This window comes from Acidobacteriota bacterium, from assembly GCA_016208495.1.
Classification (GTDB): Bacteria; Acidobacteriota; Blastocatellia; order Chloracidobacteriales; family Chloracidobacteriaceae; genus JACQXX01.
In genome coordinates this window covers 84,092-107,828 of record JACQXX010000118.1, presented here as the reverse complement: position 1 = coordinate 107,828, position 23,737 = coordinate 84,092, and the positions used below count along the sequence as shown (strand labels likewise).

Sequence of the window (23,737 nt, the reverse complement as noted above, 5' to 3'; positions counted from 1 at the left end):
TTGTATCCTCGGATGGCTTCCAATGCCACCTTCGCTTTGAATTCCGCACTATGAATTTTTCGCGTCGTACTCATCTGTTCCTCCTTTTCCCCTCAGCGGAATTAACTTATTTCCCTGTCCGATTTTCGGGGAGCATTATACGTTGCACTCGCATTTGGTTATGCCACCTCGGACAGAATTTACCTGTCCATCATTACCTGAGGAAAAAATGAGACTACACGTTATTCTGTTGAACCTGATGTTTCTGGTGCCACTTTCCTGTTCTATCAGCGCCCAACAAATCCCAAAGGGCATCAACTACAAACCCGCACATGACTCCGTAAATGCGGAAGCAAAAGCCGAGCTTGAAAAAGCCTTGAAATCCCCTCAAGCAGTTCTAAAAACTTTTATTGGCCCGGCATTCTGCTGTGGCCCGATGCTTTGGAAATCATTTACATCTCAGGCCAATCAAACGTTGCAAGACGCCAAACCGATTGTAGTGATGATTCCAGCAGAAAAACCCCTGATTGCACAAGCCAAAGCTATCCGCACTGAGCAAGAACAGGCATCATTTTGGAAAACCCTCTGGGCAACTTATCCTGAACTCAAAGATGGGATTGTGCGCAAGGCCAAAGCTGATGAACTTAGTTATTATTGGGCCACCATTTCATTTGATATCGAAGAGCCTTTCTTTGTGGTTGAAACCGCGAAAAACCAGTTTGTAGTTCATTTCCAACTAGAGAACGGCAAACCCCGTTTGTTTTGGATTGATGTCGTGGGGGATTTTCGAGACCTCAAGCGCTAACTGTCTGGTCAAGGTTCTCTGGAAAATGAACCCACGCCTTGTGAGGAAATATGATTATTTTTGGAGCCGGGAAAAAATCCATTGATTGTAACATTTCTCATACCCTTTATTGCCCAACATGTCTTGCCTTTAAAGACTTTGATTTGCTGGCAGACTATGAATATTTTCACCTCTATTTTATTTTCAGGATTGCACTTACCAAGAAGTATTCTTTGGTATGCCGAAGGTGCAATAATGGTTGGGTACACGATGCTCAAAGTGTTGAATCTAAATTGGGCAGATCCCCTATTCCATTTATGGATCAATATGGTTTATTGATCTTAATTGGGGGAGCGTTTGGGGCTATTACAATTTCAATGCTTATCATTTCGATTCTGTGACTTTAGCCGTTAACACCAACCAGGAAAGCTATGCCCAAACTTGAAGTAGTTGTTGAAGGTACCTACGAACTCGATGAATTTCCTAATCCCCCCGGATTTTGTGGGGTATGCTCAAAATGAAGCAAAAAGTCCGAAAAATAGCCTGTTTTGAGCTGTATTATTTGTCACCCACAAAAATGTAGGTTAGCTAAGTCCTTTGTTTTCGATATAGGGTTTGCCAACCCACAAAATCCGGGGGGATTAGTGAATTTCCCTGGCCTCAAACCAAATGCCTGTGGCCAGATAATATGCGGGTTCATCCGGCAATGTCGGATGAGGATATTGGATTTGTCATAGCCTGCTTGCTCCGAAGCCGAGAACCATATCAGAAAACTGATGCCAAACAGGCTTTTCAAGAAATCATTGATGCAGACGGGTTGATACTGTGTGGAGGACTCCGGGCGGTTGATGATGAAAATGGCCGGGTGATCAATCCGGGTTGTTGTTGTGGGCTTGAAGGCTGGTGGGAATGGCTGAGATTTGTCACGGAGGGCGGCGATGGGCCGTGGCTTGGTCACGACCCTAACCCTGGCGTCGAGCAAACCCCCTCGGGATATCGTGTCTGGTCAGGGTTACCAGAAGGGCTCCGCGAACTTGAAGTGCTGCCGGATGATGTCAAGCAGTATTTTATTGATTTTCAGGGCGATGAACTCAACCTTCAAGTTGGGCAGATTCATCGCGATTTGATCGGTTTTTTGGAGGCTGTCAGAGCCTGGGCTTTCAAAATTGATCCGGAACTGACGGAAGCACTGGTTCAAAAGATTGATGAACAATTCTCGATTACCAATCCTTACCGTAACCTTCCCTACGATTATTGGTCTGTTCCAAACTGGTCGCGCGAAGGTCAGTAGAAACAAGGTACGGGGACTCCCAAACCACAAATGCAGGATCAGGCAAGAATCAGGCAGGTTCTGGTTACCCCAGTTGGATTCAATTCCTTTAGATTATTGGCGTGCCAGGGACAAATCGCCCAGGCAATTTACACGAATTGGACCATTCCAACAGGAGAAAACCGATGACCACGACCGCAAATCAAAATGAACAACCCCAAATCAAACCCACCAGCAAAATTGCCCTTGTGACGGGTGGGAGCCGGGGATTGGGCCGCAATATCGCCCTCCACCTTGCCCGAAAAGGCAATGATGTGATTCTGACTTATCGCAGCCAGCAAGAAGAGGCCGCCGCCGTTGTTGCGGAAATCGAAGCCCTTGGACAAAAAGCAGTGGCGCTTCGGCTGGAAGTTGGTGATGTGAGCCAGTTTGAAGCATTCCACCAGGCGCTCGTTCAGGCATTAGAAACCAACTGGCAGCGCACGAGCTTTGACTTTCTGATCAACAATGCCGGGATTGATCGAAAATCCGCGATTGATCAAACCACTGAAGCCGCGTTCGATGAACTGATGAACGTTCACTTCAAAGGCGTCTACTTCCTGACTCAAACGTTGCTGCCAGTTCTGGCTAATGGAGGACGCATCATCTGCACTTCGACTGGACTGACCCGGTTTGCAATTCCCGGTTATGCCGCCTATGCCTCAATGAAAGGTGCGATTGAGGTGTTTATCAAGTATCTGGCCAAAGAATTAGGCCCGCGCGGCATTGCCGTGAATGTGGTCGCACCCGGCGCCATTGAAACTGATTTTACCCGGAGCGCCTTTGAACACGCGGGAGTCAAGGATTTTCTGGCTTCGCAGACTGCCCTGGGCCGGGTGGGTGTCCCAGACGACATTGGCGGCGTCGTTGCCTTCCTCTGTTCAGAAGAAGGCCGCTGGGTGAATGCACAGCGACTGGAAGCTTCCGGCGGGATGTTTCTGTAATCATTCTGGTCGGAACCCCAAAGTTTGACCGGAAAGTGATGAGATGAAACGTCAAACAATTTGTGCGAACGGTGGAATCATCCGGGTAAAGATGGAATAATACGAGTTCAAAGTCAGTATTTCATCGGAGGCAGGAACTTAAAAGTCAATTTTTTCAACAATTTAAGTATCTGCACCACACAGATTCAATGGCAACTGAAGCCTTAAAACTTCCAGTGCCTTTGAAAGAGTACACTGAGGAACTCATGACACAACAATCAACGGAGCTTGTCGCACTCGTTGGCGCGACTGGAGCAATTGGAAAAAGTGTGGCTGCGGCCCTGGATCAGCAAGGCCGCCCATACCGGGTGATTGGCCGGTCGCAACGGGGAATAGAAGAAGTCTTCCGGGATCATCCCCTGGCCGAAGTTGCGACCTGGGATCCTGAAAATGAAGCCTCAATCCGCGAAGCGTTCAAAGGTGTGACCGCACTTGTCTACGCGGTTGGAGTTCCTTACACGGATTTTCACCTCCACCCGATCTTGATGCGCCGCGTGATGGAAGCAGCCATTGCAGAAAAAGTTGATCGCCTGCTGCTCATCGGTACGCTCTATGTTTTTGGTGAACCCCAAATGGAGCGCATCGCCGAAGATCACCCCCGAGAACCGCATACATTCAAAGGCCATAAGCGCAAAGAACAGGAAGACATTGTCCTGCAGGCGCATACCACCGGCCAGATAAAAACCTCGGTTTTGCGCCTTCCGGATTTTTACGGCCCCGGCGTTGAACGAAGCTTGCTCACCGATTTGTTTATGGCAGTAAAACAAAACCGAAAAGCCAAACTGATTGGTCCAGTTGATCTTCCGCACGAGTTCGTTTTTGTCCCGGATGTCGGCCCGGTCGTCGTTAAACTCCTGGATACACCCGCCGCCTTTGGTCGAGCGTGGAATCTAGGCGGCGCAGGTGTCACAACTCAACTTGAACTGGCGCAAATGGCATATGGAGGACGCCCCCGGTATATCGTTGCTGGTAAAACGATGCTCAAGTTGATGGGACTCTTTGATCCTTTTATGCGTGAACTGGTGGAGATGAACTACCTGATGACCCACCCGTTGATCGTGAATGATTCCGCGCTCCAGCAACTGCTGGGTGGAATTACCAAAACCCCGTATAACGAAGGAGTGCAGAAATCACTGGCAGCCGTACGTTGAAGTTTTTTGGGAACTGCCCTGGAAACAGGCCCAAATTCTTCAACCCTCAGCCCGTTGGACACAATTACGCCTGGGCAGCCAGCGGTGAACCCAGAAGATCGTCAAGTCGGTCATATCCGGCAGTCAGGCCGTCTTCCATTCCTGACTTGAGCGCGCCATCGCGGGCGATTTGAGATGAATAGAGCACCGTATTCATGGTGATTGTTTTGCCGTTTTGTTCGGTAAGTACCAGCGTCCCCAGGGTTTCGCCACCAGTCCAGTCCTGGTCAAACTGTTCGGTGTTGACAATGCGTTCCGGCACCACAATTTCCCGGAATTCACCACCCATCCCCATTTCGGTTCCGTCAGTTTGACGCCAGACATAGCGAAATTTGCCACCAACCTTGAGGTCAATTTCACAAACGGCAAAGGTCCAGCCATCGGGCCCGGTCATCCAGCGTTTGAGCAATTCGGGTTTGGTAAAACAATCGAAAACCAGGTGCCGTGGAGCGTCAAACGCGCGGGTTATCACAATTTCACGGTCACTGGGTGTTGTAATTTGAAGTGTATTTTTCACGGGTCGTCTCCTTGTTTCTGTTTGTTTGTCACGGTTGAATTTTTTTCAATTCATCGAGCAGGGCGTCAAGCCGCTCATAATTGGCTTCCCATATCTGGCGGTACTCTTCGAGCCAGGTCATGGCTTCACTGAGTGCTTCAGGTTCGATCCGACAGGGACGCCGTTGGGCATCCCGGCCTCGGGAAATCAGGCCAGCTTTTTCCAACACCTTGAGATGCTTGGAGATAGCCGGCTGGGTCATGGCAAACGGCTCCGCCAGTTCCATCACAGTTGCCTCCCCTTGCGCCAGACGAGCCAGGATTGCCCGCCGCGTCGGATCAGCCAGTGCCGCAAATGTGGTGTCAAGCGAATGTGTCATCATAAGCATAGCCAGATGGTTAAATAACCTACAGGTAATATACGCTAGTAATATTCAATTCGTCAAGGGTATTTTTTTTAGGGTTCGGAGTTCGGGGTTTTTGCAAGAATGTCTCTTTGTTCCCCATGTCTCCGCATAAGCGCCAGGATAAGGATTTCAGGCCCGCAGGGTCGTTGTGTAATAGCCGTGGTGCGAAGCCCACGGTGTCTGGCCAGGACGGGATCCAGCCCTACCAGAACGGCGTTTAATGCCAACGGAAAGGACACGGCTATTCTTATCCTGGCGCTTATGCCATGTCTCCGTGCCCCATTAATCCACACCAGCCTGTCCTTTCCATTCGGGAGTGGTCGCGCTCACGAATTCAACCAGGTTTGTGCCTCTTCTTGGGTCGGAACAAATCGAATCATGGTGTGGGACCGGTGTTCGTAGGCCAGTTCGCTGAATCGCTCGCCATAGACTTCCGGTTCTGGGACAACCAGCGCCAGCCGCAACCGGTAGTTGGTAAACTTCTGAAACAACTCGCCTGCCAGCCCGCTTCGGAGGTCGAAAAATTCAGGGGCTAAATCAGCCTCGGTGAGAATAAGCCCAGCGGAACCAAAACTGGCACTCAGCGCGTCGGAAATATCACCGAACGTTCGGATGGCAATACCTGAGTCGGATGCGACTATGATTTTGTGATTTTCATTCATTGTTTTTACCATCAACCATAATCCGAGCGTAAATTTCACGAACCACGAGGGTTATCGGCACCAGACGTAATGTAACCTGACCCTTGACATCATTGGTTTCGGTCATTCGCCAGGCGCCATCGGCTTCTCGAACGTGGTGTTCGATATGAATTCGATCCTGAGCTACCAGCAAATATTCGACGAAGCTGGAAATCGCTCGATACTGTTCAAATTTCCCGCCCCGATCATAGTCCTGAGTTATTGGAGATAAGACTTCGATCAGGAGTTGTGGGTTTTCAAGCGTGTCGCCGTACGGCCCTACAAATCGAGGTTCTTCGCACACGACGACCACATCTGGATAAAAATAGGGGCCTTCAGAACGCACCCGGACTTTTAAATCTGTCGAGAAGACCAGACACGGTCCTTCTCTGAGGGCAACGCCCAGTTCGCGAACCAGATTGGAGACAATCAAAACATGTTGGGGGCTGGCGCCAGCCATGGCAAAAATCTCGCCGTTCACAAACTCACTTTTGTAAGCGGCAGCCCGCTCCAGGTTGAGATATTCTTCAGGGGTGTATGTGGGTTGGCGTTGGGTTGACATAAGAAAATGAGCCTGATTTGCCCATCCAAAATCCATAGAAGATTATGTAAACAGATCATCAACCGCCATGCTCCATCCAGGTACAGCGGGTTCGGCTTCAGCGAGTTCACCATGCCGATAAACAGTTGGTGTTTCTGGCTCGCTTGCCCGATAGACTTTGACAACGTCTTCACTGAGCAAATCCACATCCCATACCACGAGTGTTCCAGCGGCAAAATAGTCGGCACGTTTCTCAGCCATCAGTTTCTCCGCAGTTGGGCCATAGTCATTTTCACTTCTGACTTCAGCCGCAAAAACCGGAGCGCCTTCAAGAAACCGCATGCTCTCGATATTTCCAACATACCACGCTGCATCTGGACTGAAGGATTCCCGATTGGGGAGACTGACGACAAATCCCACGTTATCACCAAAGGCATATCCTGGGCTGCCGGGTCGTTCGTTCCGGCGCAAACTCGAAGCAATGTTAAAGCTGGCGCGGCCTGGTCTTGCTCCAGTTGGACTCATCAGAATAATTTCTCCATTCACAATTTCGGCTTTCGCGTTTTCAGCGACTTTATAGAGATCATCAATCGTAGCTCTTGCTTTTGTAGTCATACCATTACCTCACAAGCTGTCATTCCTGATGGCTGAAGCCTCATCAGGTTCAAGCCGGACTACGGATCCGCTAAAATTCTGACGCCCTGGACCAGGCTTTCGGACCCGCAAGCTCCGCACGTCATATTCCGGCTTTAGTTCATCATTCATTTCTGTGTCAACCTTGTTCATATTCTTTTCTCTCCGTTGGAGTCAGGTCCCTTGAATTGATGATTCGGATGATAACACCTCCAAGAAAAAAATGGGTATCCTTCCTCAACCAACCGGTTGAAAAGGACACCCAATCAAGGATGCGGACTCCGTGGTAAAAGTCAATTTATTTCATTAGACAACAATACTTTACCATCGTTACTGCTTTTCATTCTTCATTCTCAATTCTCAATTCTTCATTCTGCATTTTCTCTCACTGTTGCCAGCCGCCGCCGAGGGCTTTGTAGAGCTGAACCAGGGCCAGTAATTCGTCTCGTCGAGTTTGTGCCAGGCTGAGTTCCGCGTTGAACAGGTCACGGTCAGCGTCTAAAGCGTTGAGTTGGGTATCCACGCCGCCTCGATACCGTAAATAGGCCAGCCGGGAACGGTCGCGGAGCGTCGTGACCAGCAATTCCCGTTGTTCACGGATTTCCCGTACTTTGCGTTGCTGGACCAGGGCATCCGATACTTCCCGAAACGCGGTTTGGATGGTTCGTTCATATTCGATGACCGCCCGTTGACGTTGCGCTTCTGAAAGTTTGACATTTGATTTGATGCGGCCTCCGGCAAACAATGGCTGGGTCAACTGCGGAATAAAGTTCCAGGTTCGGCTTGGACCGCTCAACAAGGTATCAAGCTGGTTGCTTTGGCCTCCGATGCTGCCGGTTAAACTGATTCGCGGGAAATAGGCGGCTTTGGCAACGCCGATGATGGCGTTGGCGGCAATCAAATTCTGTTCAGCGGCGCGGATGTCCGGACGCCGTTCAAGCAGCGAAGACGGCAATCCCGACGGCACAACTGGTGGCGCTTCCTGTGCGATCAGGCTGCGGCCTCGTTTGACTTCGGCGGGCGGTTTGCCAATCAGAAGACTGATTCGGTTTTCGGTTTGTTCGATTTGCCGCTCCAGATCCGCAATCGCCTGGGTCGTCGTGTAGACCAGTTGCTCGGCCTGACGCACATCAAGCATGGTCGCCACGCCGCCCTGTTCACGCAACTTGATCAAACGCAATGAATCTTGCCGTGAAAGCAGCGTCCGTCTGGCAATTTCGAGTTCGGTATCCAGTTCCAGAAGCACAAAATACGAGGAACTGACGTCTCCGACCAAAGTTGTAATGACAGCTTTTCGATTCTCTTCCGCCGCAAGCAGACTGGCCCGGGCGGCTTCGGTCGAACGTCGCAACCGTCCCCAAATATCCAGTTCAAATGACAGCAGGTTGACGGCGACGCTGCCGAACGTTCGTTCCCGGCTCACTCCGCTGGGAAATGGAATACCGCCGTTTCGGGAATTGTTCTGGGTCGTCAGATTGGCGCCAACCGCAAGGTTCGGAATCTGATCGGCCCGTGTGATCCCAAGATTGGCCCGTGCGGCATCCACCCGCGCCACGGCATCCCGAAGGTCGTAATTTTCAACCAGCGCCGTCCGAATCAGCCCTTGCAACTGATCGTCTTTAAACACTTCGAACCATTTGAGATCGGCCAGCGAAGTCGCATCATTGGCCGTCGCCGGCATGGTGTCTCCTCGAAAAACTGGAGGCGAAACCACTTCAGGTCGAATGTATTTTGGGCCCAGCGTACATCCAGACAGCAGGCTGGTCACAAGCAAGGCGAGCACGAATCGGTTTTTCACAACGTTGATCCTTTCCTGGTGTCTCATACCATTGAGGGTTCAGGGTTCAGGGTTCAGGGTTCAGTGAAATGCAATATTCTCAATAGGTTAGCCTTATCACAATCCAGGGGCTTCGTTGCAAAACGGTCTCAATCTCCAGTTTCAGGAGCAGGTTCCAGCGGAAGGCTTTCCACTTCGGGTTCTTTATGGTTTCCAGTCAATCGCTCCACAACATAAAAAGCCACTGGAATGAAAAAGATGGCAATGATAGTGGCGGCGAGCATTCCGACGATAACCACCGTGCCGAGGATTCTCCGGCCAGCCGCACCCGAACCAGTCGCCGCCCACAACGGGAAACATCCTAAAATGAAGGCAAACGACGTCATCAAAATGGGTCGCAGTCGGAGGCGAGCGCCTTCGAGGGCGGCATCAACCAAATCACGGCCTTTTTCCAGTTCAAGTTTGGCGAATTCCACAATCAGAATGGCGTTTTTGGCAGCCAGCCCGATGAGCACAATCAGCCCGATTTGGGCATACACACCCAGATCATAGCCGCGTAGCAGCAACCCTCCGAAGGCGCCCAAAACCGCAATCGGCACGGTCAGCAGCACCGAAAACGGCAGCGACCAGCTTTCATACAGCGCCGCCAGAATCAGGAACACAAAGACAAGTGACAGTCCAAAGGCAACACCCGCGGCTCCCGAAGCCTTCTTTTCCTGGTATGAAAGGTCGGCCCATTCATAGCCCATTTCCGGTGGCAGGGTTTCTTTGGCGACTTCTTCAAGCGCCGCCAGTGCCTGACCAGAACTGTATCCCGGTGCGGCTCCGCCCAGGATTTGCGCCGAACGGTAGAGATTGAACCGGTTGGTAAATTCCGGGCCACTCATTCGACGGATGGTGACCAGCGCCGAAAGCGGGACCATCTGCCCCTCTTTATTGCGGACATAATAATTGCGGATGTCCTTGTCCGTTTGGCGTTCTTCGCCTTCGGCCTGAAGAAATACCCGCCATTGACGACCAAACCGGTTAAACTGGTTCAGGTACAGGCCGCCCAAATAGGCTTGCAGGGTTTGATAGACCTCCGCCACGGCGACGCCCTGTTTTAAGGCTTTGTCACGGTCCACATCGGCGTACATTTGCGGCACCGATGCCGTAAATAATGAAACAACTCCGACCAGTTCCGGACGTTTGCGACAGGCGGCAATAAATTTTTGCACGTTTTGATCCAGAGATTCGACCGAACCACTGCTCCGATCCTGAAGCCATAATGAAAACCCGCCGCCGTTCCCAAGTCCCGGAATCGAAGGTGGCATAAAGGCAAAGGCCACGGCTTCGGGCACCTGGGTGGCAAGCGCGACATTTGTTTGATTGACCAGCGACCGGGCATCGAGTCCTTTTTCAGTTCGCTCGTGCCAGGGGGTAAACCCAACGAAAAAGAATCCCTGGTAACTGGCCGAAGTTCGGGTCAACAGGCTAAACCCGCCAATGGTGCTGTAATACTGGACGCCCTTTGTTTTGCTTAAAATTCCTTCGATTTTTTTCAACACGGCGTCGGTGCGTTCCAGCGAAGCCGCCGGAGGAAGCTGGACGTTGAGCAAGGCGTATCCGTAATCTTCCTCGGGCAAAAATCCGGTTGGCAGTCGCCGTCCAATCAGACCATCCGCCACGGCAAACGCCCCAAGCACCAGCATGGCAATCACGGCTTTGCGAATCAGTGCCTGACTCCAGCCAACATAGCGGTTGGTGGCCCTGGTAAACCAGTGGTTAAACCCCCTGAAAAATCGTGCCAGAACGCTGTTCGATTCGGTTCTCGGCCTGAGCAGCATCGCCGCCAGAGCTGGAGAAAGCGTCAGGGCGTTAAAGGCTGAAATCAGCACTGAAATGGCAATGGTCACGGCAAATTGATTGTTCAGCCGGCCCTGGATTCCACCCATAAATGCCACCGGCAGAAACACCGACGACAAAATCAGTGCAATCCCAATCACCGGGCCCGAGACTTCTTTCATCGCCTGGATGGTGGCCTCGCGGGGCGAAAGTCCATGTTCGATGTGGTGTTCGACGGCTTCAACCACCACAATGGCGTCATCCACCACCAGGCCAATGGCCAGCACAAACGCAAAGAGCGACAGTGTGTTGATTGAAAACCCGAGCAACGGAAAAAAGGCAAATGTCCCGATCAGCGACACCGGTACGGCTATCATCGGAATGACCGTGGCCCGCCAGTTTTGCAGGAACAAAAAGACCACGATAATAACCAGAACCATGGCTTCGAAAAGTGTTTTGATAATCTCGCGGATACCTTCGGTGACCGGCAGCGTGGTATCGAGCGCCACTGCGTAATCGAGCCCGGCGGGAAAGCGGGTTTTCAAGTCTTCTATCGTCTTTTTGACGCCGTCCGCCACCTCCAGCGCGTTGGAACCGGGCGACTGAAAGACCGCAATGATGGCGCTTGGCTGGCCGTTGGTTCGGGTGCGCTGTTGATAGTTGAGCGCCCCAAGTTCAATCCTGGCTACATCTTTCAAGCGCACGACCGAGCCGTCCGGATTGGCGCGAACGACAATCTGGCCGAATTCCTCGGGGGTTTGGAGGCGTCCCTGGGCGCGCACGGTGTAGGTTTTTTCCACACCTTCAGGTGCCGGTTGGCCGCCAAGCTGACCCGAAGGATTGACATTACTTTGTTGCCGAACGGCATTGGTCAAATCGGGAACTGACAATCCAAGATTGGAAAGCACGTCGGGTTTGACCCAGATTCGCATGGCGTAATCGCTGGCGCCGAACAGCCTCACCTCCCCAACACCCGGTATCCGATACAAGACGTCATTGATGTTGATGTTGGCGTAGTTGGCCAGAAAGAGCGAATCGTAGGACCCGTTCGGTGAAAAGAGCGAAATAATGAGCATCGGCAATCCCGTTGACTTACGGGTGGTAATGCCGTACTGGACAACGTCAGACGGAAGATTCGGCTGAGCCTGGGCAATCCGATTCTGAACATTGACCTGGTCAATGTTCACGTCGGTCTCGACGTCGAACGTGACGGTTAATTGCTCCGTGCCGTCGTTGGCGTTGGTGGACTGCATATAGAGCATGTTGTCCACACCATTCATTTGCTGTTCCAGCGGCGTTGAGATTGATTGCTCAATGGTCAGAGCGTCAGCCCCCGTGTAATTCGTCGAAACAATGATCTGCGGCGGTACAATCTCGGGCAATTGCGCCAGCGGAAGTCGCTGCATGGCAATCAGACCGCCAATTACAATCAGAATGGAAATCACCATTGCCACGATTGGGCGGCGAATAAAAAAGTCGGAAATCATGCGGAACTCCTCTCTTGTACCATTTTGCAATGCAACCCTTGTGTTACGGAGAAGCTAAACCACTGAAAAAATTGTATTTCCCTGAACCCTGAACCCTAAACCCTGAACCCTAAATGGTATTAAGTACCTTGTCATAAGTTTCCTGAGATATTGGATTGGGTAAGTGTTTGATTCTTTTCGTGTAGTTCGTGTGTTTCGTGGTTAAAATATCTGGAAATTTTCGGTAAGGTACTTATTGCCCTGTGGTTGATGTGGATGATGCGACGACAAACGGCCTGGGATTGACGACCACGTCGGGACGGATTTTCTGGGTACCTTCAACCACAACCAGTTCACCGGGTTGCAGACCATCTTCAACAATCCATTGAGAGCCGATTCGTTCCCCAACTTTGACTGGGCGGATGCTCACCCGATTGTCCTTGCCGACGACCGCAACCTGGTACTTGCCTTGTAATTCAGTCACGGCGCGCTGAGGTACCAGCAAAGCCCCTGGTTTCATTTCCGTCATGGCGCGAACGCGTCCATATTGACCGGGGCGCAGCACATTGTCTGCATTCGGAAATAATCCGGCCAGTCGAATCGTCCCGGTTTGGGTGTTGACCTGACGGTCAGCCACATAAAACTTGCCGGGTTTTGGATACACGCTGCCATCAGCCAAAATCAGTTCCAGTTTGAGTTCCTGCTCCTTGGCCTGACGTTCGGTCTGGTTTGGCGTGTTTCGAACGTGGTTCAGGTACTCCTGCTCAGTGACCGTAAAATAGACTTTAATCGGATCCAGGGTGGAAACCGTCGTCAAGTTGCTGGCACCGGCATTGACCAGATTCCCAACCTGCGCCTGGGCAATTCCGGCCACGCCATCAACCGGCGAAGTGATTTTGGTGAAGCTCAAATTGAGTTCGGCTGAAGCCACCGCGGCTTTGGCGGCTTCAATCATGGCCTGAGTGGCGACGATGGTGGCTTTGGCCGTTTCCACCCCTGATTCGGCGGCGGCAACCTGTGCTTTGGCAGCCAGGTTGGCCTGAACCGCGTGGTCAAGTTCCTGGTCGGTAACGGCTTTCTCCTTTGCCAGCGGGGTAAACCGGTCTACGTCGAGCTGGGCTCGCACCTGGTTGGCCTCGGCTGACGCCAGTTGGGCTTTTGACTGCAACAGCGCGCCGTTGGCCTGCGCAAATTGGGCCTCAGCTTCGGCCTGCCGGGCTTTGGCCTGGTCGAGCGCCACCTGGAACGGTCGGGGGTCAATCTCAAACAAACACTGACCTTTTTTGACAAAGGATCCTTCGGCATAGTGCTGGATAAGAAGATACCCGCTCACCTGGGCCCTGATTTCGGCATTGACCATTCCGTCGAGCGTGCCGATCCATTCGTTATAAATCGGAATATCTTCTTGCACCACCGTTACCACTTCAACTTCGGGAACAGGCATCGCCATCGTGGGGGACTTCTGGTTTGAATACCGCGAGGCCACCAGCACCACCAGGCATACAATTCCGATGGAGGTGCCAACGACAAGTTTATGTTTCAATTGTAGTTTCATTACATTCTCCATTCTTGTTTTCGGCGTGCCTGAGATTGGGTGGTGAGAGTTCAGGAACATGCCCGTTCGCGGGCAATCCATTCGCGGATAAAGGGTGGACAATTCCGCAACCGGACCCCGTTTGCTTCCCAACTGGCCAGAACTTTGATGGCGTCACGATCCACGAGTTTGACCTCAATCAAATCAAGGATAAATCCGGCGGTAACTTCGAGGTCAAAAAGGGATTGTAATGCTTCAATGTATTCGGGGCTGATTCGCCCGCTCAAGGTGAAAACGACCCAATCGGCCTCGGTTGATCTTTGGATTCTCAGTGTCATGGTCGTTCTCACCTATTCTCTGTTCCTGGTTTTCCTTGTTCCCAGGTCTCCGTGTCTCCTTGTCATTCTGTCTTCGGGTCCAGAGTCACCACCTCAGCGAAGACCGCCGGTGATGTAGATGGTTTCGCCAGTCATCCAGGATGAATCCGACGAAGCCAGGAAAACAGCCGCCGGAGCAATATCTTGTGGCTGGCCGATACGACCGAGCGGGGTAATTGAGACAAACTGTTTCAGGTGTTCGAGCGCGCCTGCGGTTTGTACACCTTCGGTTTCAACCAGCGCGGGATTGATCGAATTGACCCGAATGTTTCGTGGCGCCAATTCCTTGCTCAGCGACCGGGTAATGGCATCCACCGCGGCTTTGGTGGCGCTATACACCGCGGCATTGGCCGGAGACCACGTGCTTACGATGGAACTGATATTGACGATGCTGCCACCGGCTGGTGAAAAATGTTTGACGGCTTCCTGGGTTGTCAGCAACAGTCCGAGGACATTCAAATCAAACTGGCGGTGAAAGTGGTCTTCGGTAATGGCTTCAAGTGGCCACATCTCATAGATTCCAGCGTTGTTGATCAAAATATCGAGTGTTCCAAAGGTTTCATTCGTTTCAGCAAATAAATGTTCAATATCGCTCTTTTTCGCAACATTCGCCTGCACGGCAATGGCTTTTCCGCCACGCGAAACGATCTCATTGACAACGCGTTCGGCGCCTTCCTTACTGGAAGCATAATTGACCACAACCGCCGTGCCTTCGTCGGCCAGATGAATGGCGATAGCGGCGCCGATTCCTTTTGAAGCGCCCGTGACAACCGCAACTTTACCGGCCAGTTTTTTACTATTCGTACTCATGATGTTCTCCTGAAGAAAATTTGGTTTCAATTGGCATTTCGTGAATTTCAAACTACGCCATACCTGTGGGCAATTTGGGTGCCAATCGTAAACCATTGAAAACAGGAAAATTCACGAACTCAAAAATTACGAACCCTCGATAATTCGCGAAATCTCGTGAAAAATGTTCGTGATTTTTGATTTGCCGGAACGGTTGCAATGAAAACCAAAACTCACCACAGAGGACACAGAGGAACACAGAGGCAAAGTGATCTTGGTGTTCCTCTGTGTCCTCTGTGGTAAAAAATGTTAAAAATTACTCCACTTTGAACCGATGCTTGTTGATTTTTAAGGTTTTGATCTTTGATTCCAGCGTTGAGGCGGGGAGGCCCAGCTTTGCCGCGGCACCGGTCGGTCCAGAAACCCGACCTTTGCTTTCCGCCAGCGCGGCTTCGATCAGTTCCTTCTCTTGTGTCACCAGCGTTTTGGCCAGTACCTGACTGGCGGGCTGAACTGGAACCGATGCTCGCGACAGCCAGCTTTCATCAACGGAAAACATGTCGGTTTCACAGAGGATAATTGACCGTTCGATCACGTTTTGAAGTTCCCGAATATTCCCCGGCCAGGGATAGGATTGAAATAATTCCAGGGTTTTTCGGTTGACGCCACGGATCTTTTTCGCGGCTTTGCTGGCATACCGATCAATAAAATACTCAACCAGCAGGGGGATGTCTTCTGTGCGGTGGCGAAGCGACGGCATCTCAATCGGAAAGACATTGAGCCGGTACAGCAGGTCGCTTCGAAACGAGCCGGCACCGATGGCCGCCTGTAAATCACGATTTGTGGCGGCAATGATCCGAACATCCACCCGAATTGGACGACTTCCTCCAACCCGCTCGACTTCGCGTTCCTGCAATACCCGCAGGAGGGAAATTTGGGTTTCCAGTGGAATTTCACCAATTTCATCGAGGAAAATGGTCCCGCCGTCAGCCAGCTCAAACCGACCCAGTCGTCGCTGGATGGCACCGGTGAAGGCGCCTTTTTCATGACCGAACAATTCCGAAGCAATCAGTGATGGCGGAATGGCCGCGCAGTTGACACTGACAAACGCCCGCGACGACCGGGCTGACCGTTTATGGATGGCACGGGCAACCAGTTCCTTTCCAGTTCCGGTTTCACCGTTGATGAGTACCGTGGAATCAGTCGGGGCAACCTTGGAAATGCGGGCCAGGACCTCTTGCAGTGCTGGAGACGCACCTACAATTTCTTCATACATCGAGGTTTTATCAATTTCTTCGCGGAGCGCGATATTTTCGTTGCGAATCTGCTCTTCGGCTTTCTTTCGGTCATCAATGTCGGTTCCAGTGGCATACCAACGCACAATGTGTCCGTGCTGATCCAGAAGCGGAATAAACCGGGTCAAAAACCACCGATACTGACCATCTTTGCGCCGCGCCCGCTGTTCGACTTCAAAGGGAATGCCGCGCAAAAATTTCTGAGTGCGCTCTCCGCGCAACCGGTCTTCATCATCAGGATGGAACACACGACTTCGAAAATCAGAAGACTGAATGTCATCCAGTGTCAGCCCCGTGTATTCGAGCACCAGCTTGTTTCCATAGAGCAGGCTCCCATCCGGCGCAAGCACAAAAATGAGTTGGGGAATAACCTCGACGATTTGCCGTTGTTCGCGCTCCCGTTCTCTCAAATCGGCTTCGGCCTGCCGGGCGGCAGTCACATCCATCACCGCGCCGACAAATTCGCGCGTGCCGGTTCCATCCAGTCGCGCATGGACCACAATGTGAACGTGTTTGAGGGTGCCATCAGGCATCAATAAGCGGTGCTCCAGGTCAAAATCCAGTCCATTCTTTGAAGCCTGGGCAAAGGTCTGCCGGACAAGGCTGACGTCTTCCGGGTGAATTCGCTCCAGAACCAGGTTCACCCCTGGCTTGAGCGTCGGATCATATTCAAAAATGCGGTATGTCTCTTCGGACCAGAAAATTTCTCCAGTGCCTGCCTTCCAGCCAAAACTACCCGTCAGGCTAAGGCGTTGGGCTTCGGCCAGATAGACTTTTACCCGTTGCAGATCACAATAGAGGTAGGCGTTTTCCAATGAAATTGCCGCTCGTGACGCCAGCAGTTTTAACATTGAAATTCGATCAGGCGTGAACACGTGCGAAGCACCGTTGTGTTCAAGGTACAGCACCCCGGTGAGTGAGGTATGCTTCACCAACGGCAAACAGAGCACTGAACGCGACCGATGACGGCTTAAATAAGAATCCTCGGAAAATGAATGAACCGTGGTGGCATCATCAAGCAGCACGGAATCCAGTGTCCGGGTCACATAGCGCAGAATTGACTCGGGAAGTGCCGCTGACGTGACCTCCCTTTTGCTCAGATTGACCACAACCTTGCCATCGGTGGTTGTAGCCTCGGCCTCGATATGGAGTTCATTATTTCGCTGCAGGATCAGGATGCCACGTTCCGCACCGGCATGTTCGACCGAAATCACCATGAGCTTTTCGATCAATTTCTCAAGAATGATTTCATCCGAAACCGTCTGGGACACTTTGAAAAGCGTGGCCAGGTCCAGTTGTTCGATTGGTGAAACAATCGTGGTGGCCGCCGGGCGTACCATCAGGTCTTCCCGCAAGTGAGGATATGCCTGATCAAGTTGCTCGACTTTCCCATCAGCCCTCCATCGGAGATAACAATACCGCGCGTTGCGCAAATGAACCCCGGCACTGGTCTCTAAACCACGAGCACTGTAAAAGGCGGCGGCAAGCTCATTGGCCAGTCCTTCAATCTGAACAAAACCCTGGGTCCGTGCTCCGGTGATGGCGGCTTCATAGAGGTGCATGGCGTCGAGGTCGCGGCCTTCGACGCGCGCAATTTCAGCCGCCACGAGGTTAGTCCGGCACTCAAATGTTTCCGGGCAGTTCTTGGCCCACAAGACCAGTTGTTTATGGTGCGTACCCAGAGCCTCCCGGTGACTGGCCTGCTCGTCACCCGTGGTCCGATCATATCCGGCAGCCCTCACCAGTGCGCCAAAGAAATGAAATTCGCTGTTCTCAAAGAAGGTTGGGGTTGTCCCCCGGAGTTTGTGGGCTTTGAGCGCGGCGCTCACGGCTGACTCATAGTCTTTGGCAAAGAACCGGGCCTGCATTTTGCGAAACCAGTACCAGTAGGCTGGAAGTGCCAGTCGCGGATCCTGTTCCAGGTCTTGTTCAAACTCGATTTCATCCGTGAACGAACGAAAATCCGGAGGCAGACCACGGAGCGAACGGATCACTGTGAGCAACCCCATAAAGACCCGAACCGTGCCACCAAAGCGTGTTTTTCGAGCAAATTGAAGACCGGTTTCGGCTTCCTGGTGGACTTCATCAAGCGGGTCGCCCATGGCCAGCCGATTGGCAACCACATGGCTGAAGCAATACCCGGCGAAGGTCACGTCACCCACTTCCAGCGCCGCGTCAAATCCGCGCCGCAACATGGCCCGACTCAGGTGAAGTGGTTGACTCCAGGGGAGAATATGATTCCCGAAAAGAATAAACACTCGCGCCTGATAGCGAACCAGATTTCGGCGTTCCACCAGATCAACCCCAAGCTGACCAAACTGGAGTCCGGCCTGGTAATCACCCACATAGGCGCCAAGAATTGCCCCCAACCAACAATAAGCCAGACAGGAGGCATCGCTGTTGCCATGTTCCAGGCTCAGGTTGGCCATTCGACCAGCAACCAGACCTGGAAGATACCGGTCACTGAAAACGGCTGGCGCCAGAATATCGGTCAAAACATCCATCGTCGCCCGACAGGTTGGGTCACTGAGTGAGGGCAAATCGAGCAGGGCGGCAACCGGTCGGGTGCCAATTTGACGCCACATTCGCTCAAATTCCAGTTTGACCTCTCCCGCCGTTGGGTGCGGATTCCACTCAATTCCAACATGTCGGAGATAGTCCAGCCCTACCTGAACGGCCCGGTTAATATCGCGAGTCGTGTAAAGTGACACACGAAGGCAGGTGACGGTGGCCAAATCCACCAGATTGCTGGTTCGTTGCGATAACTGGAACAGCCGGTCTTCAGCGGCAGTCATGGTACCGGTGAGAAATTCACATTCGGCCCGGTGGAGCGAAAGTCCAAATTTTAAGTCGGCGTACCGTTCCCAATCATCTTCAGTCAGCAATGCCTCCCCAGCCGTGAAATAGCTGAGGGCCGCGGTATAGGCAGTTGCCGACCGGGCACGCTTCCCAGCGAGAAAATTGAGTTCAGCCACCTGCCGCCGCTCTTCCGGCGATACAATGTGCGCGGCCCCACGGTTGAAATGATTCACAATTTCAAAGGAAATATCCGCTCGATTTTCCGGTGGAATCCGGGCGGCCAGCATCCGACCGATTCGTAAATGAATGACCGGCTGCACGCTCTCTGGAATGAGTAAATAGGCGGCTTCCTGAACGCGATCATGGATAAATTTGAACGTGCCATCGAATTGAAAAACCAGCCCGGCCTGGATGGCTTCGGCGAGGTTTTCTTCCACCTCCTGGATTGTCATTCCTAGAATTGACCCCATCAGGGCGGTTTCAGAACTACTCCCCAGGCAGGCCAGGTATATCAGCACTCGCTGGGTTGAATCCGGAAGGCGGCTGAGCTTCCCGGCCATCAATTCGCCCACGTTGTCGGCATATCCTTTGGCCTGAATTCCGGCCAGGTTCCAGGTCCATTCGTGCGTTTCCAGGTGAAATGAAATGAGCTGTTCTTCAGCGAGCGCGGTGACAAACTGAACCACGAAGAACGGATTCCCTCCGGTTTTCTCCTGAATGAGATCGGCCAGAGGTTGAACGCGCTCAGGGTCACAGGTGAAGGTTTCAGCCAGGAGCCGACATACGTCCCGGGCCCCAAGCGGCGCAAGAGTGATGTCCTGGATTCGGCCTCCAATCTTCCGAACGTTCTCCATCGTCCGCATCAGTGGGTGAATCGGGGTCACTTCGTTGTCTCGATAGGCACCAATCACCAGCAGGTACCGTGCTTCATCCTGGGTGACCACGTTTTGGAGAAAATCGAGCGTGGCCAAATCCAGCCAGTGCAAATCGTCCAGGAAAAGCACCAGCGGCTGATCCGGTTGGGCAAACACGCTGACAAACCGGCGGAAGACCATCTGAAAGCGGTTCTGGGAATCCTGGGGCGGCAATTCCGGCATGGGTGGTTGCGGGCCAATGATTCGTTCCAATTCGGGAAAAAGATTGATCATCAACTGACCGTTGAACCCAACAGCTTGAGAGATTCGGTTCCGCCACTTCTCCAGCTCAACCTCACCCTGTCCCAAAATTGCCTGGACCAGATTTCGCAGTGCCTGCGCGAGGGTTGCATAGGGAATACCGCGTTGAAACTGATCGAATTTTCCACAGGCAAACCGGGCCCGAGTGGAAACAAGGGCTTTATGCAATTCAGTCACAACCGAAGTTTTGCCCACACCCGAATAGCCCGAAACCAGTACCAGCTCGGTTTGACCAGTGGTCTTCACGCGATGAAACGCCGCCACCAGCGTTTCAATTTCGCGCTCGCGACCATAGAGTTTCTCGGGAATCAACAACCGGTCAGAAGCATCCTGTTCACCGAGCGGAAAGTGATCAACCCGCCCATTGGATTCCCAGGCGACAAGACACTTTCGGAGATCAGCTTCAACCCCGGCAGCGGTTTGATACCGATCCTCAGCCGCTTTGGCCAGGAGTTTCATCACAATCTGGGCCAGCGGCTCTGGGATTTCCGCTCTCCGGTGGCTGGGGTGGGGCGGCTTTTTGGCGATGTGGCAGTGGATCCATTCCATTGGATCTGAAGCCGTAAAGGGCAACGTCCCGGTGAGCAACTCATACAGCGTGACCCCAAACGCATAGAGGTCGCTCCGGGAATCCAGCGACCGGTTCATCCGCCCGGTTTGTTCCGGCGACATGTAGGCCAGCGTTCCGGCAATCGTTTCTGGGGAATTGGGCGATTGGTGCTCACGCGGCTGGCGCGAAGCGATTCCAAACCCGGTGAGCCGCACCTCTCCGGTTGCATTATTGACCAGAATGTTGGCTGGGTTGACATCCTTATGAATCAGCCCACGCTTATGGACACCCTGGAGCGCCCGTGCTAAACCAATGGCTGTCTGCAAAAAGTGGGTGAACTCCAGTGGTTTTTCCAGCATTCGGGTCAAAACATCGCCACCTGGATCATCAAACCGAAGCACCAGTTGCCCCTGATGGCGAGTCAATGCCCGAGGTCGAACCGCCCAGGCGGGATCAAGCTCCTCCCGCAATCCATATTCATGTTCCAGGTGCTTGAGGCTGTCGAGTGATGGATGTTCCAAAACAGTTGTCAGCACCAGCGTCGAACGTGCAGAAGCACCGGGCTCCACTCGACGTGTTAAAACGAATTCCCGATCTTCACGCAGCGTTGCAACGACCTGTTCTGGCAACTCAGTCATGTTTTTTGTCCCCAGCCGCCTTTTTGACTTTCCAGACGGGTCTGCATGTGTGATTTGGAGAAGGTGAGGTTTTTGAGGTATATGTCGTGGCGCGGCAAATGCACCACAACGCGGCCTATCGTACCTGAAACCAGCAAAGCCCGGCGAGTGATTCATCCGCCAGCCCCTAGCAGACATGAAAAGGAGCGCGTGAAGAAGACAATTTGGAGCGGAGCGTTAGAGAAATAATATCAGTCAGTAGTCAGTAGTCCGCTAAGGGAGCGTTAAAAAATAAGTTCCTGAGGGTGCGGATGTTCTGCCACATCCAGGTTTTGGCTTTGCACCGCGAAGCGTTGCAGTTCGGATAGCCGGTCGGTTGGCCGCTTTGGGCCTACCACCGGATCCACAGGCCATCCCCCTTGGTTCTCCCCGCGTCGCCCGCGCCCCTACGGGGCGCGGGCGACGCGGGGAGAACTGGAGAGAACCAACCTGTTCCCGGTGGTAGCTCACAAAGCCTCGCAACCACCGGCTATCCGAACGGCAGCCTTCCAGGAGGCTCAATCCAAATACCTATCCCCCCAAACGAAAACGGGAAGTTGATTTTTAACGCTCCCTAAGTTTATTTGACTGAGTCATTTGACTATTTTCTAATACGGGAGTTTCATTGCAAAATGAAATAAGTAAACCGCCACGACAACCTGAAGGCCGTTTTTTCAATCTCACCCGGCCAGACAACTCATTTTCCTGACAACTTGCGGATTCTCTGGTTCAACCCTAATATTCAAGTTCTCTTCAACGCCTGAAAAGTGAATCATTCAGAAGGATTTAGCCCCAACTGACTCAATGCTGTCGGATGGAGCTTCCTTTCTTCCTCCATCATTTTCAAACTGTGCGAGCATTTGAGAAGGAGCCACCTATGTTTTGTTCAAGGTGTGGGTATGAAAATAAGGAATCGGTCAGATATTGCACCCGGTGTGGTTCAAATCTTGAAGTTTTGACCCGTCACACCCCCCTGTCTGACGAGCCCACCATGCTGGTTGGAGTTGGGCAAGTGAGCTGGCTCCTGGCCTGTGGCGCCCTGCTTGGGGTTTCGATTTTTTTCCTGGTATTTCTGATCTTTGATTTCATCCGCGACCGGTTTCATCCGGGAAGGCCGGAACAACTCGTCTTGTTACTGTTGACCTGTCTTGGACTGGCAGTCGGGATGGTTGGAACGGCCTGCTATCTGGCGACCAAATTGATTTTGTCTTTCGCCAAAGCGGGGCAGGCTTCGTTATTGAAGTCACCACCCATCAATCCGCCCGAGATCGAAGCTCCCCGCCAGACCACCGGCCTTGACGAACCAGCCTGGTTTACTGGGAAAACGCCTCCGCGAAGTGTGGTCGAGCCAGTCACCAATCGCACTCAGGGGTAAGATAAATCCTCTCTGGTCATATTCTCTTGAAGCTTTCCGCTGCGGAGACCACACCATGCATCTCGTTCGCGTATGGAAGCCCGATCTTTTGATTGTTCTCATCCTTTTCGGGGCGCTCGTTTCCTTTTCTTCTCAAACTCAAGCCGGTCAACAATCATTTGATAGCAAACAAAATCAATCTGTTCAAAAGGTTACATTAAAATTCTTGAGACTTGAAAAAGTTCAGGACTCATACAACGAACAGATTATTGCCTTCTTTAAACTTGCAAACCTGACCAGTCACCCATTCCGGTATGAAACGGAGGCAGCCCAGCCAGTTTTCCCAGTTCATGAAAGGCTCTATCGTTCCTGGTTTGGTTGGAAAAATCACTTGCTTTATATTGACGACTCAGGCTGGGGGCAACATGAACTCCAACCAGGAGAATCAATTGAAGTCCAGGTCAGGCTTGAACTTCATGACTATAACCGGGCACTCAGGGTTGCCATTTATGGTCATCACAACAATCAGGTTGTTCGGGTTGTCAGTCAGACCTTTGAGTATCGGCAGCAAAAATGACTCGACTTAATGGTGGCAGCACGTATGAGGAATCCGTTTGAATCAATTTTGAAATTGCCTGGTGTGCTTGATGGAACGCAACTTCTGACAATGCGTGTCACATCACAGGTTTTCCCAGCTCGGGCCTACCGTTTAACCCGCCAGCCACGAACGACCGATCCTGATCTGAAAAACACGGAAGGGTATGTTCAGGGGTTTCGATTTACTGAAACCTGGGCGCTTCAACCATCCGTGGCACAATCACTGTGGAAAACAATTTTTCATTTGAGGCTCTATGGGAATCGCAACACCTTCGGAATGCGCTGTTTCAGTCCAGGCACGGCCATCGAGTTTGGGCAGGGAGCTGGTTCAGTTCAGGTTGTGATTTGCCTTGGGTGTCACTGGGTTTATTTTCACAAAGGTAACTGGCGATTTGCACTGGCTTTAACTCCTCGGGGTGTTACCGAATTGAGAGATGCTTTATCCAATCGTTTACTCCAGCCACTTGAGGTGAAAGCCACGCAATTTTCACAAACCAATGCGTGAACTCTATAAAAGGCGGTATGAGGATGGTTTTTCGGGAA

The 23,737-nt window shown here is 52.1% G+C and carries 19 protein-coding genes; 8 read left to right on the top strand and 11 right to left on the bottom strand.

Features of this window, described 5'->3' with window-relative positions:
* The first annotated feature begins 208 nt into the window (after positions 1 to 208).
* The 5 genes from HY774_25060 (at position 209) to HY774_25040 (ending at position 4,206) form a co-directional block, all read left to right on the top strand.
* A complete protein-coding gene (locus HY774_25060) occupies positions 209 to 784 on the top strand; it encodes a hypothetical protein (GenBank protein MBI4751766.1) in 576 nt (191 codons plus the stop codon).
* A 50-nt stretch (positions 785 to 834) separates the two neighbouring features.
* Positions 835 to 1,164, top strand: a complete 330-nt coding sequence (locus HY774_25055) for a zinc-ribbon domain-containing protein (protein MBI4751765.1) — start codon at positions 835 to 837, stop codon at positions 1,162 to 1,164.
* A 287-nt stretch (positions 1,165 to 1,451) separates the two neighbouring features.
* The gene (locus HY774_25050; GenBank protein MBI4751764.1) at positions 1,452 to 2,054 is read left to right on the top strand and encodes a hypothetical protein; all 603 of its coding nucleotides are present in this window, start codon (positions 1,452 to 1,454) and stop codon (positions 2,052 to 2,054) included.
* Between the two features lie 164 nt (positions 2,055 to 2,218).
* On the top strand, positions 2,219 to 3,016 hold the full coding sequence (locus HY774_25045) for an SDR family oxidoreductase (protein MBI4751763.1): 798 nt from the start codon (positions 2,219 to 2,221) through the stop codon (positions 3,014 to 3,016).
* A 245-nt stretch (positions 3,017 to 3,261) separates the two neighbouring features.
* Positions 3,262 to 4,206: an NAD-dependent epimerase/dehydratase family protein gene (locus tag HY774_25040; protein ID MBI4751762.1), complete on the top strand. Its 945-nt coding sequence runs from the start codon at positions 3,262 to 3,264 to the stop codon at positions 4,204 to 4,206.
* A 64-nt stretch (positions 4,207 to 4,270) separates the two neighbouring features.
* Here HY774_25040 and HY774_25035 read toward each other — a convergent pair whose 3' ends face one another.
* The 11 genes from HY774_25035 to HY774_24985 all read right to left on the bottom strand — a co-directional run bounded on the left by HY774_25035 (position 4,271) and on the right by HY774_24985 (position 21,225).
* Complete coding sequence (locus HY774_25035; GenBank protein ID MBI4751761.1) at positions 4,271 to 4,762, bottom strand: SRPBCC family protein; 492 nt, start codon at positions 4,760 to 4,762, stop codon at positions 4,271 to 4,273.
* Between the two features lie 28 nt (positions 4,763 to 4,790).
* On the bottom strand, positions 4,791 to 5,120 hold the full coding sequence (locus HY774_25030; protein ID MBI4751760.1) for a winged helix-turn-helix transcriptional regulator: 330 nt from the start codon (positions 5,118 to 5,120) through the stop codon (positions 4,791 to 4,793).
* A 353-nt stretch (positions 5,121 to 5,473) separates the two neighbouring features.
* On the bottom strand, positions 5,474 to 5,809 hold the full coding sequence (locus HY774_25025; protein ID MBI4751759.1) for a DUF4180 domain-containing protein: 336 nt from the start codon (positions 5,807 to 5,809) through the stop codon (positions 5,474 to 5,476).
* On the bottom strand, positions 5,802 to 6,389 hold the full coding sequence (locus HY774_25020; GenBank protein MBI4751758.1) for a Uma2 family endonuclease: 588 nt from the start codon (positions 6,387 to 6,389) through the stop codon (positions 5,802 to 5,804). The genes HY774_25025 and HY774_25020 overlap by 8 nt, the downstream gene beginning before the upstream one ends.
* 42 nt (positions 6,390 to 6,431) lie before the next feature.
* Positions 6,432 to 6,983, bottom strand: a complete 552-nt coding sequence (locus HY774_25015) for a Uma2 family endonuclease (GenBank protein ID MBI4751757.1) — start codon at positions 6,981 to 6,983, stop codon at positions 6,432 to 6,434.
* 403 nt (positions 6,984 to 7,386) lie between these two features.
* Positions 7,387 to 8,826 (bottom strand): efflux transporter outer membrane subunit, encoded by a 1,440-nt coding sequence (locus tag HY774_25010; GenBank protein MBI4751756.1) that lies wholly within the window; start codon positions 8,824 to 8,826, stop codon positions 7,387 to 7,389.
* 101 nt (positions 8,827 to 8,927) lie between these two features.
* Positions 8,928 to 12,086, bottom strand: a complete 3,159-nt coding sequence (locus HY774_25005) for a multidrug efflux RND transporter permease subunit (GenBank protein ID MBI4751755.1) — start codon at positions 12,084 to 12,086, stop codon at positions 8,928 to 8,930.
* Between the two features lie 235 nt (positions 12,087 to 12,321).
* A complete protein-coding gene (locus HY774_25000) occupies positions 12,322 to 13,635 on the bottom strand; it encodes an efflux RND transporter periplasmic adaptor subunit (GenBank protein MBI4751754.1) in 1,314 nt (437 codons plus the stop codon).
* 38 nt (positions 13,636 to 13,673) lie between these two features.
* Positions 13,674 to 13,940, bottom strand: coding sequence for a hypothetical protein (locus HY774_24995; protein MBI4751753.1), 267 nt, complete (start codon positions 13,938 to 13,940; stop codon positions 13,674 to 13,676).
* 93 nt (positions 13,941 to 14,033) lie between these two features.
* Positions 14,034 to 14,789 carry a glucose 1-dehydrogenase gene (locus HY774_24990; GenBank protein MBI4751752.1) on the bottom strand — a complete coding sequence of 252 codons (756 nt, stop codon included), beginning with the start codon at positions 14,787 to 14,789 and terminating at the stop codon, positions 14,034 to 14,036.
* A 295-nt stretch (positions 14,790 to 15,084) separates the two neighbouring features.
* Positions 15,085 to 21,225 carry a sigma 54-interacting transcriptional regulator gene (locus HY774_24985; protein MBI4751751.1) on the bottom strand — a complete coding sequence of 2,047 codons (6,141 nt, stop codon included), beginning with the start codon at positions 21,223 to 21,225 and terminating at the stop codon, positions 15,085 to 15,087.
* Positions 21,226 to 22,120: 895 nt separating this feature from the next.
* Between HY774_24985 and HY774_24980 the strand changes: the two genes are divergently transcribed.
* Genes HY774_24980 through HY774_24970 form a run of 3 tightly spaced genes read left to right on the top strand, consistent with a single transcriptional unit; the run spans position 22,121 to position 23,699 of the window.
* Positions 22,121 to 22,618 (top strand): zinc ribbon domain-containing protein, encoded by a 498-nt coding sequence (locus HY774_24980; protein ID MBI4751750.1) that lies wholly within the window; start codon positions 22,121 to 22,123, stop codon positions 22,616 to 22,618.
* 55 nt (positions 22,619 to 22,673) lie between these two features.
* On the top strand, positions 22,674 to 23,174 hold the full coding sequence (locus HY774_24975) for a hypothetical protein (protein MBI4751749.1): 501 nt from the start codon (positions 22,674 to 22,676) through the stop codon (positions 23,172 to 23,174).
* Between the two features lie 24 nt (positions 23,175 to 23,198).
* Positions 23,199 to 23,699 (top strand): hypothetical protein, encoded by a 501-nt coding sequence (locus HY774_24970; protein MBI4751748.1) that lies wholly within the window; start codon positions 23,199 to 23,201, stop codon positions 23,697 to 23,699.
* The last annotated feature ends 38 nt before the right edge of the window (positions 23,700 to 23,737 follow it).